Source organism: Staphylococcus sp. aM, assembly GCF_052975125.1.
Genome location: NZ_CP121448.1, coordinates 13,302 through 28,388 on the forward strand (window position 1 = coordinate 13,302; position 15,087 = coordinate 28,388).

Genomic DNA, 15,087 nt, shown 5'->3' on the forward strand with positions numbered 1-15,087 from the left:
AAAATAATGTATTCACGCCTTTAGGCGTGAATACATTATTTTTTTTTGAATAGTTTAGAAAAGATAGATTGTTTTTGTTCATTTTTTTTTGATGCTTTTGGAGTAATGATATCTTCTTTTGAATCTATATTATCAGTTTCTATTTTTTTGGTATTACTTAATATATTTTGGCTATTTAAATTCAAAGATTGTTCTTGTTTTAATGCAATTGTTAAATCGTCAATTTGTCGATTCTTTTGTCGAATTTCTGATTCTAAATGCTCTATGTATTTATCGATATAACTGCTATATTGGTTATTTAATGATTCTGTTTTGTTTGTCGATTTTTCATCAAATTTTGTCGATTCTTTTGTCGTTTTTTTATTTAAAATTGTTTTTAGATAATCTATTGTATTATCATCTATTAATGATTTGTTACCTACTTTGTTTACCTTCAAATTTGAAGGTAAACTTTTTAAATGATAATGAATTGTTTGTTTAGAGACATCTAAAAGTTCAGAAACTTCCTTTACAGTTTTCATCAAATAACTGGGTCTCCTTTACTTTTTCATTTTTTGTAAAAACGCTTGACGTTCTTCTTCTGTATACGCAGATGTCTTAGATGTGGTTGGTTCATAAGTGTTATTTTTTAACCATTGTGGCGTCATTTCACGGCTTATATATTGTTTTGGTTTGCCTGTACTTATCATATTAGATTGTCGTTTCGAATGAATACGTTTCTCAGGTTCAAAAGAAAATTCTAACCATTCAATCTTTCGTCCTTTTTTAGCTTTAATTTTATTAATATTGAGATTTTTAAATAAAAAGGGTTCTGTTGCAAAGTAAAAAATATAGCTAATCACTAATATATCATGTCAGTGTTCGTTTAACTTGCTAGCATGATGCTAATTTCGTGGCATGGGGAAAATCCGTAGATCTGAAGAGACCTACGGTTCTTTTTATATAGAGCGTAAATACATTCAATACCTTTTAAAGTATTCTTTGCCGTATTGATACTTTGATATCTTGTCTTTCTTACTTTAATATGACGGTGATCTTGCTCAATGAGGTTATTCAGATATTTCGATGTACAATGACAGTCAGGTTTAAGTTTAAAAGCTTTAATTATTTTAGCCATTGCTGCCTTCGTTGAAGGTGCCTGATCTGTAACTACCTTTTGAGGCTTACCAAATTGTTTAATGAGACGTTTGATAAACGCATATGCTGAATGATTATCTCGTTGCTTACGCAACCAAATATCTAATGTATGTCCCTCTGTATCAATGGCACGATATAAATAGCTCCATTTTCCTTTTATTTTGATATACGTCTCATCAATACGCCATTTGTAATAAGCTTTTTTATGCTTTTTCTTCCAAATTTGATATAAAATTGGGGCATATTCTTGAACCCAACGGTAGATCGTTGAATGATGAACGTTTACACCACGTTCTCTTAATATTTCAGATATATCACGATAGCTCAATGCATATCTTAGATAGTAGCCAACGGCTACAGTGATAACATCCTTGTTAAATTGTTTATATCTGAAATAGTTCATACAGAAGACTCCTTTTTGTTAAAATTATATTATAAATTCAACTTTGCAACAGAACCGGCTATTTTCTTCAACGATATCAATCTCCTTGAAAGTAAGGGTGATGCGTTATCGTTATTAAGTAAAATGTTATTAACTGGACTAGGTACATATGTTGGAACATGGTTAGTCTTAAGTATCACCTTATTAATTTCATGTGCAATGAAAAGTCCCGGTGTCTCTATTGCTGTCGGTATTGTATTGTATTTTGCCACTTCAATTTTGTCAGGGATATTAACAATTGTTGTAGATAAATGGGAATGGTTAAAATGGAACCCTATTAGTATGATGAATATTATGGTTCAAATTGTTGATAAAAACATGAAAAAATTCACAAAATTAGAACTGCATGAATTATTTATTGGTAATATTGTTTATATTATTATTTTCTTAATCATCGTAGTATTTGTCTTTAAAAAGAAAAATGTCTAATCTAACTCAACACACTTTATAATTTTGCATTCCTCTACTAACCAGTGTTATAATCTACTTAACTCCCGTAAGGGCGCACTTATACGTTTGTTCCAAACGCTAGTGTAGATCCGTCATCGACCTGCGTCGATTTTTAATTTTAAATTCAAAGAAACGGCTTGAGATATTCCGAGCAGTTATAAAAATTAATTTGTGTCGAATATCGCTACTACATTCTTGAAAAAGTGATGTAGATTTTTAGCCCATAACTTTTTTTATTTACATCGACGATACGGCGTCGAAGGAAAAATAAACAGACCGTACGAAAGAAAAAGTCAATCCACTTTGTCTGGGTTGGCTTTTATTTTTATATCCAAAGGCGCACTTACACACCTAAAAAAGTGTCGTACTAAAACCAAAACTCATATGTGATAAGCTAATATCCTTATTTTGCATTTTAAGGGGTATTTTATATGTTTTTTTACATAAGCTCTTAAAACACAAATGAGAGCCAAATAAAGGTTCTGTATGGACTATGATTGCCTCATTCACTCTGTTTACATAACCAATGATTATCAGAAGTTTTATATAGCAAACAGCACGTTACAAATTTTAACCCTTTGTAACGTGCTATTTATTTTATAAATTAATTACGAAACAAACGACTCCAAAACCCCTTTTTAGATTGTTGTTCTTGATAAATATGATTATTATCATTGTTATTTTGACGTATTTCAATATTATCTTTTTCAGTATTATTTTCAAAATTTACATTATCTGAATCTGGAGAAACAAATTGGTCTTCACTATTCGATTTAACATCTTTAACTGTTTCTGTATTAAAATACTTTTCATTTTTATGAGCATTATTCGATGAATAATTGAGTTGCCGTTCCTCTTCAAGTTCACTCTCTAGTCTTTGTATTTTTTTATTACTTTCTAAAGCTAAAATTTGTTGATTTTCTAAAAGTCTATTTAGAGTATTAACATTACTGTTTTGTTGATTCAATTGTTCGGTAAGAGTTTCTATATAAGTATTATCTTTTTCTGATCTTGTTTTAAAGTTTTCTATCTGTTTTTCTAATTCATTAATTTTCATTTTCAACTTTTCTTCTTCTACAGAACTAGTTTTAGAAGCTTCTTTAGTTTCCTCTTTATTATGTTCTTGAATTTTCTCTTCGTCATTATTTATAAATACTCTTTCTTTTCTATTAATCTTATTAACAATTTTTAAATAATCTTCTTCATTAATATAATTAACTCCATTTTTCTTTTCGAAGGTTATATTCAAGTTTTTGGCATTATTAACAATAGTTTGTTTGGTTACATTTAATTCATCTGCAATCATTTTAATAGTCTTCAATAAAATCACCTTAGGTACCTAATTTAGTACCTAAATTTTACCACCTAACACTTTAGAAATCACGTTTTTAGGTGGTTATTAGGCACCTAATGGTAAAATACATTTGCATTTATGTATATTAGCCACCTATTTAGGTGGCTAATATATGGTATTGACTGTGTTTTTTAATAAAAGTTATTATTCAGTCATTAAAAACGCTTTATATACATTTATAAAAATGATAATATTAGCTTATTAAATAAAAAAGGTTAATGCTATTGGCGTAGCATTAACCTTGGGTAATAAAACGATTTGCGCTCGTTTGTTTATATATTTTTGATACTTGTATTATATATATCTATATACATAAGTGCAAGTACAAAACTTATAATCTAAATGTGAATTTTGTTTTATTGCCTCAATCCCAATCCAAGGAAAGAGGTTTTTTGCTATGTCTAATAATTTTAATATTAATGAAATCCAAAGAGAAAAATTTTATCAATTACCAAAAGTTTTTTTTACAAATCCTAAATACACTAAAATTTCTAATGATGCAAAAATAGCATATGCTATTTTACGTGATCGATTAGATTTATCAATAAAAAATAATTGGATTGATGAAAATGGAGATATATTTTTTATTTTTACTAATGAAACTTTAAAAGAGATTCTCAACATTAGTAGTCCTAATAAACTTTCTAAAATAAAAAAAGAACTACAAAGCGCAGAGTTATTTAGCCAAATAAGAGTAGGTCTTAATAAACCTAACAAATTATATATTAAAAAACCTGTAGTAACAAAAGATGATGTCTATTTAATTAAGCAAGATGAAACCCCTTTAGAAGTCAGTAATGATAAGGACGTATCAAAATCATACGTCCAGAAATATCAAAATCATACGTCCAGAAATATTAAAATCATACATCAAGACGTATCAAAATCATACGCAAATGATACCAATATTAATGATACCGACTATAAAGAAACTGAGAATAATGATATGCATGATATGCATGATAGTGAACATATAGTTAACTATAATACTTCTCATTCGAATCATACAAATCATCAATCCAATGAATTTGATAATAATGCCTTAAAATATCATTTACTTCAAGAAATTCCCTATCAACTTCAAACCTATTTAAATAACTTTGAAGTTGATGAAATACAAATTATTAAAAGTGTCATACTTAAAGCTAAATCATCATTTAATAATGAAAAGAATACAATATACATGTTAGAAGACATTGAATTTGAAATGATTAATGTGCTCAAACGTTTTAAAGCAACTTTAATTCAAAAAAGTGAAAGTGTCGAAATGATGCAAGGTTATTTAATGCGTTCAGTTAAAACAGAACTCGAAGAAATGCACTCCTTAAATATGCGCCGTCAAAACGCACCACAAAACCATATATTCGACACATCACACTATTTGTGATTGGATGTATGTCGTCTTGAATCTAAATATTTAGCAAAAAAATAAGTCCGTTGGATAATCAAATTTAAATAAGATGGATGATGTTGTCGCGCATACATCACTAGATCTTGAAATTCTATAAAATTGTGATCTTCAATTATATCAATAATATTATTAAACACTTCGGACTGACCTTGATCTAATAAAAATTGATTTAAGTCAAAACCGCAACCACTTTCAATATCGTTGATATCATAAGGAGTCTTATCTGGATTAGAGGCATGAATAAAATAATCAAACATACCCTTAGGAGACATAATAATTTCAATATGGCTCGGTGTATTTAAGTGTTGTTGAAGTAATTCAGAGACTTGAGAATAACTTTTTAAAGAATCAAAGAATAAAGCACCGTGTTTATGTGATTTTTTGATTAATCCCGTTGATTGATCTATATCTTGATTGTGCCACGGGCTTAAAATATAAGGAATATGCATCTGTTCCAAAATATCTTGATAGTTAGATGGCGTGCTTTCTTCATATATTAAAAAAGCCCACTTATTCGAACGCTTATCTTTCGTCATCATGGACATCCTTTCTGTGATTATTGATTAATGATGCCATGGGGGGTCGTAGTAACCCCATGGCACTGTTAAGATACACATGCGTTGTGTTTATCACTTCGTGTACCACAACGCATGTGTATCTTAACGTTTGTGGCCTGCAAACCATAGATAACGATGATGACGTTGAGGTTTTGAAAAGTAATAATTCGGGTGCATATGTGTAATTTCTTCATGAATTTGAGGTTCAATCTTTTTTAATATATCGTGAGCTTGCTGTTTCCGGGGAATTTTAATTGCCACACGGACTTCATTTTGACGAACATCAACGAGCGATTTTCCAACCATTTTATTAAAGTATTGCTGGACAGAATTTGTTTTACTTTTGCCGTTATTTTGCCAATCCTGAGTCGTGTCTGTGTCAACATCTTGTTTAAGATAATGTCGTAAAACCATTGTGTGATAAACAGATTTGATATGATTCGTGAGTTGATCTTTCAATAAACGAATCATTAAATCGATAACTATTAACATCAATGCTAAGACTAATAAGTAAAATGTAAGTTGATATACACCATTTGAAATGATTGTGATATAGTGTGTGACGTTTCGCGTATCGATAATATCAATTTGAGACACAATAAAGTTTAATAGGACAAAGAGTTTACTAACCATAACTGTCAAAATAGCGAACAGGAACAAGTAAATGATAATATCATACACACGCATGAAATAGGTTTTCCTCATCACAATACACCTGCTTTCGTATAGTAAGTCGGACATAACAAGGGTAAGACTTGATAGGGAGATTCACTATCAATCACTTGGATTAGACCTGTCCCTTTACCAATGGGTATCACAATACCTTCTGGATCTAAATCGGGGAATAAAAATTGTGTGGTTTTTTTATTAATATTACCGATTTGAATCAGCACATTGAGTTGTTCTCTAACGGAAACCGGGATGGTTTGATGATCAAATCGTTGAGACACCAGTAATAAATGAACTTTGGTGGCACGACCTAATAAAGCAATTTGAGATAGTAATGAAAAGAACGCGTCTTTAATGGTCCTTCAGCTAAAGCGAGCACTTCATCAATCACAATGGTTAGGTGATCAAATTGATAGTCTGGATCGTCATAAAGAATGGTTTGTCGTTGTTGAATAACTTGAAGGCAATGACTTAAGTTTTCATTAATTTCAGATAAAAAATCAGACTTAGATCGATTTTGATGAGGGTGAATCACAGTAATATCATGAATACGTGCCCAACGGCTCGGTGTATCAAACTTAGGGTCAACAATAATGAGTTCTGATATCGGTTTTAATACACTTAGTAAGTACGTCAGCATATAAGATTTACCACTGCCTGAATTACCTGCGATCGCTATAGATGTAATGTTTTGATAGTTTAAAGTTAATTGTTTCATGATCAGAATTTGTTGATTCGTTAGAGACGACGTAAAACGATCTAAATCAGAAATCACTAAGCGTTCTGATATCCCTTGTTGCCATGGGAAAAACAAAGCGCGTTGCGTATGAATATCGTCGGTATCCATAGGTACGAAATACGCAGAATTCTGTTTTAACAATGTGAATTTGGGATATAAAGCTGCACTCGCAATGAGAAATATTTTTTGATATAAGTCATCGTCCACAATATAGCCTGCAGGCAGGCGAGGAAGAAAGTAAAAACCTTCTTCCGTGACCTTGCAGGTGAAACTATTGGTATAACTGGTTTCGCCTTGCATCATGGATCCTAGTGCCATATTTAAGCTTTGTAGGAGATATTGTTCGAGCTCTTTGGCTGTCATTATTTAACCTCCTTCAGATCTGAAGCTTTGAAGTAAACATCATAACGGACTTCACAAGCTTCTAAATGATCAAAAGTAATGACGCTCATATAATTAGGTAATGTCACTTCATTTTCGAATTTAACTGTGAAGGGCGGTAAGCCTTCTTGAACAAACCAGGCTTTATACGCAATAATTTCTCCGGTAGGCTGATTATTCTCAAAACGCTGTTGCGGATAAAGTTCTGTACTTAAGCTATAAATGGGTTTTTTATTATCAATATAATTGGAAGCTATTTCAGTTGAATAGCCACCTTTTTTGAAATTAGATTGAATTTTCATGTGAAACATCCTTTCTATCCTATTGATGCGCATCGTTTAGGAAATATAAATAGAATTAATCAAAGATATCTGTGATTGATTAAATTTTCGCAAATGAAGTGATAAAATAATAGGTGAAAAAATTTATTCGGTTTTTGGAGGTAATAGCGTGATTATCATTAATAACAAAGGAATCAATGACTTAGATTTTAATTATTGGATGAATAATCAATTAACTGATGACAATATCGAAGAAATTTTAGAGGGGTCTGATTTAAGTATGGAACAAGAAATTTTTAAAAGTAATTATAAAAAATTCTTGGAGATAGATGGCAAAAAGGAAAGATGGTATTCTCTGGAAGAAGCTGCGTATATTATTAATGGGAATTATTTTTCAATTTATGAGGAAGATAGCAAAAAGCGAAGTGTCACAACAGACTATGTAAAAAATAAAAGTAATGATATCTTAAATAATATAGAAAATGGAACAAACCAAAATTGGAATAAATATCATTACCCACAAAAAAGGAAGTTTGCATTCAAAAAAGTAAAGTATGTTAATGAAGATATGATCGATGAAATATTAAGAGATGATGTAACAAAACCTGAAAAAATAAAACGAGGTAATATATCAATCGAAGAGTTGCTACCTAATCAAAATAGAATAGCAAAATATATTAGACAGAATGAGAATATACATAATAAAAGTATAATGATAGATTACCTAAATCAATTAAGTGATACACTGGCAAAATCATTAGACGACGTACGTTATTTTTCAAATAAACTATCATTATTTAAATCTGTTATTAAAGATTCTAGAGAAATAGCACAAAATATACATAGGGATCACGATATAGATAATAAAGAAAAATATGAACTTCTGAAAAAAGAATATAGTAATTTTTTAGAAAACTGTATACGTTTTTCTAATGAATATTTAGATATACTAGATATCAAAAATATTTTTAATATTTTTGATACTAAGAAAATTGTTTTAAATCTGTCTTATTATACGAAAATGTGGGAGGTTCCTGATATTAATAATGAACAACCGATAAATAATAATTTACAAAAGTTTGTTGATTTGAAAAAGAAGAAGTATTTAAATAATGTACATTGGAGTAAAAATAAGATACTTAAACAATTAAATGAAATTGAAGTTAAACCCGTTACTTTAAAAGATGGTACTAGTGAAACAGAACGCGTGGCAGAGTGGATGTATAGAAATAAAACAAAAGTTGTTTATGAAATTATAAATAAAGAATTTGATGATGTTTATGATTTACTTAACGGTATGTTGAAGTCTGAATACACAGAACTTATGGGCTATATGAGAATATGGCATAACTTAAGCAAAAATTTATAAGTCTTAGTAACCTGTTATACACTTTAATTGGAGGAGTTAACGTGTATTTCAAAAATATGGATTTCTTGATTGACCTATACAAGAATTTTAACGAAGTAGGGATTTTTGCAGTAATATATATTATATATGCGCTTATTCAAATTCTAAGTCAAAATATTTTATATAAAAGACAAAAGATGGAAAGAGTAAAAACACTGATAATCAATATAATTTTATACATATTTATAACACTAGTAGCATTAATGTACTTGTTAGCAATGATTTTTTATTCACTCAGTGCATATCCTAAAGAAGAAGTGATTAAATATATAACAGATTGGGATAAAATTAGTTTGCCAGCTATATTACTTGTTCTTTATTCGTTATTATTCCCTATTTTTATATTTCCATTTGTAGGAAAACGACGTAGAAAAAACTATTTTGCAGAAAATGTAAATAATTGTATTATTGAAAGAGAAATTATAGATAGAGTGAGTATTAATGGTAGAGATAAATTAATTCTAAAAGATGCCTTAGGATATCAGACAGAAAAAGATATAACAGGAATAAAGGATTTAAAAATTAGTACATCTCAAAAAAAATCTTGGTTAACGTTAGAAGACATTAAAATAGCTACGATGAGTCTAAGAGATAAACAATTACTGTTAAAAATGATTATAGGTTTAATAATATTTGGGGTCCCTACAGGGTATTTTGTGTGGAACTTCATCAGTGTCGTTGATGATTGGGATAGAATAATGCACGCAAATGATATATTTATGTATATGGGTCTTTTCACGTTACCATTAATGGTAACAGTTGAGTTATATGTAGTTGCATTTATTATTACCAAAAATTTATTTAAAAAGAAAAAATGATAACAAATTTAGATTAAGAGAAAATAACTTATCAAAGGTCGTATATTAGAACATGATATATATAGTTCGCCTATCTATCAAGAATCAATCTAGTCGCAGAGAGGGATCATTACTTTGCTAATCATTTTCGTTAATTGGACTATAACATTGGTTGGTGGAGAAATGTAAAAGACTATTATTATTGATTTTGTAGGATTTTTTTGGTTAATAAGTCTTTTCTTATACTATCAACAATACGGTAATTAGCTTGTCAAAGGATTTTACTCTTTCCAATCAATTGTGGATTTGTATCGGTGTAGAAAGTATTTTGTACCAAGCGTCTACCTGCTTTATTTCTAATGAAAAATCAGTTAGTAAATCTTTAATCATTTTTCTCTTAGAAAACCAATTTGAACGGTTCTGAGAAATATAATATAAAGATAAAAAATTGACATATGATTTATACAGTGCTAAAATTTAAAATGTATATAGGAGAGGTCTTGCCACAAGTAGACATTGAAAAAATAGAGAGTCCATGCTAAAAGTTGGAATTGAAAAAATGGAGAGGTCTTGCCACAAGTAGACATTGAAAAGCGACCAAATATTTGGTCGCTTTATTTTTATACTGTAGGAGAAATTATGAAATTATACTATGTTGATGAAGATTATATTAATGAATTAAGAAATGTAGATGAGAGAGTATTATTAAATAAATCCACTCGTCCTTATTTAGGAGTTGTATTATCTATTAATGATCTTAATTATTTTGTCCCTTTAAGTTCCCCTAAAGAAAATAAAAAACTAAATAATCAACTATCAATAAAATTGTTTGAGGTTAATAATATTCAAAATAGATTAGGATATCTATTATTTTTAAATATGATACCTGTTCCTGATAAATATCTTTCTAAAATAGATATGCAATACATAAAGGAGCAAGATTTAGAATATTATAACTTATTAACTAACCAATTAATTTTTATTAGGCAAGAAAATCAAAGAATCGTAAATAAAGCCCAAAAAGTATATAAAAATGCTGTGATAAAAAAAGTTTCATTTTTTGAATCAATGTGTGTAGATTATTTAGCATTGGAAAGATATGTGAAAGATTTAAAACAGTAAAAAAGATAATTCTGTCAATAATTCCCCTCAACATACTCAGAAGAATTTTAGTGTAAAGTCTTTGTAATTGTCTATCTTAGTTAATTAGATGTTTACTATTATTTCTATATTAATATATAGCTAAAATTAATAAAATAGAAGTCATTAGCTGAATTACTTATGAATCAAAATAAATTTTATATACAAAATGTCATTTTTGAGTACGCTCTAAATAAACAAAAATAGTCCTCTTATTAAAATAAGAGGACTATTTTTGTTTAAAATTATTCAAGACCATTCGCTTTCTAACATACTCATTTGCCATAAATTATAATATTCTCCATTTAATTTTCTAAAGTCTCTTTTTTCTCCTTCTTTTATAAATCCAATCTTTTTGTAACTTTTAATAGCTGATTTATTAAAGGCAAAAACACCTAATTCAATTCTGTGTAGTCCCAAATCTTCAAAAGCCTTTTTCAATAATTTCTTTATTATTTTAGGGCCTAATCCTTGGCCACGCATTTGCGGATCACCTACTAAAACTTTACTTAACGTGGCGGAACAATTTTTAAAATCTATATTATTTAAAGCAATATGACCTATAATTTTTTTTGAATTATTTTCTTCAATGATAACTTTATAAATTATTTTACTAGAATTTTCTTTATTTGTGTCTTTAATATATTCCTTTAATTGTTCTTCATCTAGGGGATAATTAAAATCTGTACCTGCCCATTTGACTAAAAGTTCAGGAGAGTTTATCCAGTTTATTAATAAATCAAAATCTTTCTCCTCAAAATATTCAAACTTAATCAATAAATTACTCCTTAAATAATAGGTTATTAACTATAAAAATTCAGTGAATGTTGCAATATAAACAACCACTACAATTTTTTGATACTTTATTCATCAACTTTCTATCTTAAATTTTCGATTTTTTATAAAGCGTTTTGTATTATCTAAATAACTCTTTACAATTTACTGATTTTTAAGCTTTTGCTAATAGATTTATGCAACTTTAATATTATAAGTAAATCTATGCACTTCATCATTAAATTTAAATTCTGCCCAAATTTTATACATCCCTTTTTTAGGAAAATGAGCATAAAAGGTTGTAGAATCAGGTGATTCTGGGTGAACATGAATATAATCAGTTAATTGCTCATCAAATATAATCACATGTCCTAAAGCTCCTAAATAAGGTTGGGGAGTTAATTCTGTATTGAAAGTTAAAGGGACATGTTCATCTTCTTTAGCACTTATAGAATTTAAAGTTACATGAACTCCTTTGTTAACTTTTACCCAATTTTTATCAGAATTTAAAGATGTTGTAGAGGTTATTTTATCTCCAATTTGCAGTTCAATAGGATGAACGGAATACACATGGTTTTTTGGTGTAACATCAACAAAAGCCTGGTAAGTTCCTGGCTCTAATTGTTGGTTAATTATAAATAAACCTTCATGCTTTTTTTGAGGGTGTAGGTGGTAATATTTCTCCATGTCATTAGATACTAAAACGAAATGCATTTCTTTTTCATGCATAGTATCTAATAATGGGGCATTATTAAATTCATCTTCTAACGTAATTTCTATATTACCATCTCTATATACAACATTTGCTTTAATTTCGGGTTTGTTTGAATGATATTCATGATTATGATTCATATTTTTATCCTCCTTAATTTTTAATAAGGGCATATCATTAAACGATATGCCCAACTATTTAAATTATTTAATTACATCGTAACCTTGATCTTCAATAGCTTCTTTAAAGTCGTTGAAAGCTACTTGATTTTCATCAAATTCAACTTCCACATTCCCATTCGCCAAGCTTACTTCTGAAGATGTTACACCATCTAATCCATTTAATGCTTTTTCAATTGAATGCTTGCAATGGTCACAGCTCATACCTTCTACATTAATAACTTCGTTAGTCAATGTTGTCACCTCCTTTCAAGAAATATAAGATTCTTATAATTTCATACGTTTTAGACGTAAAGCGTTTGTGACAACACTTACAGAACTTAAAGCCATTGCTGCTCCCGCAACCCAAGGTGCTAGCAGACCAATTGCTGCTATAGGGATACCTGCAACATTGTAACCAAACGCCCAAAATAGATTTTGGCGAATATTACGAATTGTAGATTTACTTGCTTTTATTGCTTTTGGAATTAATAAAAGGTCTCCTCCTAAAATAGTTATATCAGCAGCTTCGATTGCAACTTCTGTACCTGTACCAATGGCAATACCAATATCTGCTTTAACTAGTGCTGGAGCATCATTGACACCATCTCCAACCATAGCTACTTTTTTACCTTCAGATTGAATTTCTGCTACTTTAGAAGCTTTTTCTTCTGGTAAAACCTCTGCAATAATCGTGTCTATACCAACTTGTTTTGCTATTGCTTGTGCGGTACGTTTGTTATCACCAGTTAACATAGCAACTTCAATACCTAATTCATGAAGTTTTTGAATAGCTTGTTGGGCAGTATCTTTAACTGTATCAGCTACAGCGACAACCCCTCTCAATTCGTTATCTACGCTTATAAGCATTGCAGTTTTTCCTTCTTTTTCAAATTGAGCGAGATTTGTTTCAGCTTCATTAGTTTGGATTCCTTTTTCACTCATTAGTTTTCGATTTCCGACAAAAAGTTCTTTACCATCAATTGTTGCATTTATACCGCGCCCTGGTATAGCTTCAAAATGGTCTACTTCTAAAAATTCTAATGATTTTTCTTTAGCATAACTTACGATAGCTTCAGCTAGTGGGTGTTCAGAACCTTTTTCTGCACTAGCTAACAATTGTAATGTTTGATCATCTCCACTAAAATCAGTGACTTCAGGTGTGCCATTTGTTATAGTGCCAGTTTTATCTAAAACAACTGTATTAATAGCGTGTGTACCTTCAATGTGTTCTCCACCTTTAAATAGAATGCCATTTTCAGCAGCTTTTCCGGTACCCACCATTATAGAAGTAGGCGTAGCTAAGCCTAACGCACAAGGACAAGCGATAACTAATACTGCTATTGCAGCAACTAAGGCTGGTTCAAATTGTCCCGGCTGAACTAATGAAATCCATATAATAAATGTGAAAATCGCGATACCTACAACGATAGGTACAAAATATCCAGAAATAATATCTGCTAGTCTTTGTATTGGCGCTTTAGAACCTTGCGCTTCTTCGACAACTTTAACAATGGAGGCAAGAGCTGTATCTTTACCAACTTTTGTTGCTTCAACAGTAATTGCTCCATTTTTATTCATTGTTGATCCTATAACATTATCATTTTGCATTTTTTCAACAGGAATAGATTCACCTGTCAACATTGACTCGTCAATTGAAGTCATACCTTTAATTATTTTGCCATCTACTGGTATTTTTTCTCCTGGTTTGATAACTAAATAGTCTCCTTCTTTTACCTCACTTAAAGGAACCATAGTCTCTTCACCGTTGCGTAATATACGTGCTTCTTTAGCTTGTAAATTCAACAATTTACTTAACGCATTTGTTGTTTGTGTTTTAGCACGTGCTTCTAAATACTTTCCGAAAAGAATTAAAGTAATTAATACAGCACTTGTTTCAAAATATAGGTGTGGCTCATAATTTGTATTAATTAACCACTTAATCGATTCATAAATACTATAAAAGAAGGCTGCGCTTGTACCTAAAGCGACAAGAACATCCATATTTGCTGACCCATTACGAAGGTTTTTATAAGCGCCTACATAAAATTGCCAACCAATAACAAATTGAACAGGCGTTGCTAATACAAATTGGAACCACGGGTTCATAAATATATGTGGTATTTGAATACCAAATAAATGAACGAACATTGTCATTAACAATGGAGCTGCTAAAACAGCTGAAACAACTAATTTAATTAACTGTCGTTTTAATTGTTTTTCTTTTTGGGAACTTTTTTCTGATGCTTCTTTTTTAGGTTGTGCCTCATACCCTAGGTTTTTAATACGTTGTTGAAATTCATCTACAGACGTCATATCAGGGTTGTATTCTACAGTAGCACTTTCTGTGGTTAAATTAACTGTAGCCTTATTTACACCTGAGATTCGATTTAAAACTTTTTCGATTTTATTCGAACAAGCTGCACACGTCATTCCCATTACATCGAGATCCACTTTTTCGGTTAAAACTCCATAACCTGTTTTTTGAATTGTATTTGCAATATCTTCTAATGATGTAACATTGGGGTTATATTCAATTGTAGCTTTCTCTGTAGAAGGATTTACATTAGCGTTAACTTCATCTAATTTATTTAGATTTTTTTCTACTTTATTCGAGCAAGCTGCACATGTCATGCCTGTGATACCTAATGAGGTTTTTTTAATATTTTCACTCAAT

General features: G+C 29.9%; 14 protein-coding genes and 3 pseudogenes. 5 read left to right on the forward strand and 12 right to left on the reverse strand.

The window, feature by feature from the left end:
- Positions 1-35 precede the first annotated feature (35 nt).
- The 3 genes and pseudogenes from P7F85_RS12280 to P7F85_RS12290 all read right to left on the reverse strand — a co-directional run bounded on the left by P7F85_RS12280 (position 36) and on the right by P7F85_RS12290 (position 1,540).
- Positions 36-521 (reverse strand): helix-turn-helix transcriptional regulator, encoded by a 486-nt coding sequence (locus P7F85_RS12280; RefSeq protein WP_002487969.1) that lies wholly within the window; start codon positions 519-521, stop codon positions 36-38.
- An 18-nt stretch (positions 522-539) separates the two neighbouring features.
- A pseudogene (locus tag P7F85_RS12285) lies at positions 540-806 on the reverse strand (replication initiation protein); the annotation flags it as partial.
- Positions 807-865: 59 nt separating this feature from the next.
- On the reverse strand, positions 866-1,540 hold the full coding sequence (locus P7F85_RS12290) for an IS6 family transposase (protein WP_001105960.1): 675 nt from the start codon (positions 1,538-1,540) through the stop codon (positions 866-868).
- A 57-nt stretch (positions 1,541-1,597) separates the two neighbouring features.
- On the opposite strand from P7F85_RS12290, the pseudogene P7F85_RS12295 reads away from it, so the two are divergent.
- Positions 1,598-2,008, forward strand: a pseudogene (locus tag P7F85_RS12295) (ABC transporter permease); the annotation flags it as partial.
- A 625-nt stretch (positions 2,009-2,633) separates the two neighbouring features.
- Here P7F85_RS12295 and P7F85_RS12300 read toward each other — a convergent pair.
- The gene (locus P7F85_RS12300; RefSeq protein ID WP_046464502.1) at positions 2,634-3,350 is read right to left on the reverse strand and encodes a DUF536 domain-containing protein; all 717 of its coding nucleotides are present in this window, start codon (positions 3,348-3,350) and stop codon (positions 2,634-2,636) included.
- A gap of 430 nt (positions 3,351-3,780) precedes the next feature.
- Here P7F85_RS12300 and P7F85_RS12305 point away from each other — a divergent pair, with 430 nt between their 5' ends.
- On the forward strand, positions 3,781-4,770 hold the full coding sequence (locus tag P7F85_RS12305) for a replication initiator protein A (RefSeq protein WP_046464503.1): 990 nt from the start codon (positions 3,781-3,783) through the stop codon (positions 4,768-4,770).
- Here P7F85_RS12305 and P7F85_RS12310 read toward each other — a convergent pair.
- From P7F85_RS12310 to P7F85_RS12325, 4 genes and pseudogenes are all read right to left on the reverse strand, one after another.
- Complete coding sequence (locus tag P7F85_RS12310) at positions 4,761-5,330, reverse strand: replication protein (RefSeq protein WP_447158582.1); 570 nt, start codon at positions 5,328-5,330, stop codon at positions 4,761-4,763. The genes P7F85_RS12305 and P7F85_RS12310 overlap by 10 nt on opposite strands.
- A gap of 123 nt (positions 5,331-5,453) precedes the next feature.
- Positions 5,454-6,056: a hypothetical protein gene (locus tag P7F85_RS12315; protein ID WP_001233000.1), complete on the reverse strand. Its 603-nt coding sequence runs from the start codon at positions 6,054-6,056 to the stop codon at positions 5,454-5,456.
- Positions 6,056-7,122 (reverse strand): annotated as a pseudogene (locus tag P7F85_RS12320) (cell division protein FtsK). The gene P7F85_RS12315 and the pseudogene P7F85_RS12320 overlap by 1 nt, the downstream one beginning before the upstream one ends.
- On the reverse strand, positions 7,122-7,442 hold the full coding sequence (locus tag P7F85_RS12325) for a hypothetical protein (RefSeq protein WP_000701704.1): 321 nt from the start codon (positions 7,440-7,442) through the stop codon (positions 7,122-7,124). The pseudogene P7F85_RS12320 and the gene P7F85_RS12325 overlap by 1 nt, the downstream one beginning before the upstream one ends.
- A 148-nt stretch (positions 7,443-7,590) precedes the next feature.
- On the opposite strand from P7F85_RS12325, the gene P7F85_RS12330 reads away from it, so the two are divergent.
- From P7F85_RS12330 to P7F85_RS12340, 3 genes are all read left to right on the forward strand, one after another.
- Positions 7,591-8,790, forward strand: coding sequence for a hypothetical protein (locus P7F85_RS12330; protein ID WP_001831368.1), 1,200 nt, complete (start codon positions 7,591-7,593; stop codon positions 8,788-8,790).
- Positions 8,791-8,831: 41 nt separating this feature from the next.
- Positions 8,832-9,647 carry a hypothetical protein gene (locus tag P7F85_RS12335; protein WP_001832799.1) on the forward strand — a complete coding sequence of 272 codons (816 nt, stop codon included), beginning with the start codon at positions 8,832-8,834 and terminating at the stop codon, positions 9,645-9,647.
- Between the two features lie 549 nt (positions 9,648-10,196).
- The gene (locus P7F85_RS12340) at positions 10,197-10,748 is read left to right on the forward strand and encodes a type III toxin-antitoxin system ToxN/AbiQ family toxin (protein WP_002488419.1); all 552 of its coding nucleotides are present in this window, start codon (positions 10,197-10,199) and stop codon (positions 10,746-10,748) included.
- A gap of 267 nt (positions 10,749-11,015) precedes the next feature.
- Here P7F85_RS12340 and P7F85_RS12345 read toward each other — a convergent pair whose 3' ends face one another.
- The 4 genes from P7F85_RS12345 to P7F85_RS12360 form a co-directional block, all read right to left on the reverse strand.
- Positions 11,016-11,543: a GNAT family N-acetyltransferase gene (locus P7F85_RS12345; RefSeq protein ID WP_001831394.1), complete on the reverse strand. Its 528-nt coding sequence runs from the start codon at positions 11,541-11,543 to the stop codon at positions 11,016-11,018.
- A gap of 192 nt (positions 11,544-11,735) precedes the next feature.
- Positions 11,736-12,392: a hypothetical protein gene (locus tag P7F85_RS12350; RefSeq protein WP_001831384.1), complete on the reverse strand. Its 657-nt coding sequence runs from the start codon at positions 12,390-12,392 to the stop codon at positions 11,736-11,738.
- 63 nt (positions 12,393-12,455) lie between these two features.
- Positions 12,456-12,665 (reverse strand): copper chaperone CopZ, encoded by a 210-nt coding sequence (gene copZ, locus P7F85_RS12355; RefSeq protein ID WP_001831373.1) that lies wholly within the window; start codon positions 12,663-12,665, stop codon positions 12,456-12,458.
- Positions 12,666-12,698: 33 nt separating this feature from the next.
- Positions 12,699-15,086, reverse strand: coding sequence for a heavy metal translocating P-type ATPase (locus P7F85_RS12360; protein ID WP_001832797.1), 2,388 nt, complete (start codon positions 15,084-15,086; stop codon positions 12,699-12,701).
- Between the last annotated feature and the right edge of the window lies 1 nt (position 15,087).

Excerpts from the sequence above, each read along its gene's own strand:
- P7F85_RS12280 (WP_002487969.1), bottom strand. The coding sequence starts at position 521 with ATGAAAACTGTAAAGGAAGTTTCTGAACTTTTAGATGTCTCTAAACAA.
- P7F85_RS12290 (WP_001105960.1), bottom strand. The coding sequence starts at position 1,540 with ATGAACTATTTCAGATATAAACAATTTAACAAGGATGTTATCACTGTA.
- P7F85_RS12305 (WP_046464503.1), top strand. The coding sequence starts at position 3,781 with ATGTCTAATAATTTTAATATTAATGAAATCCAAAGAGAAAAATTTTAT.
- P7F85_RS12310 (WP_447158582.1), bottom strand. The coding sequence starts at position 5,330 with ATGACGAAAGATAAGCGTTCGAATAAGTGGGCTTTTTTAATATATGAA.
- P7F85_RS12315 (WP_001233000.1), bottom strand. The coding sequence starts at position 6,056 with ATGAGGAAAACCTATTTCATGCGTGTGTATGATATTATCATTTACTTG.
- P7F85_RS12325 (WP_000701704.1), bottom strand. The coding sequence starts at position 7,442 with ATGAAAATTCAATCTAATTTCAAAAAAGGTGGCTATTCAACTGAAATA.
- P7F85_RS12350 (WP_001831384.1), bottom strand. The coding sequence starts at position 12,392 with ATGAATCATAATCATGAATATCATTCAAACAAACCCGAAATTAAAGCA.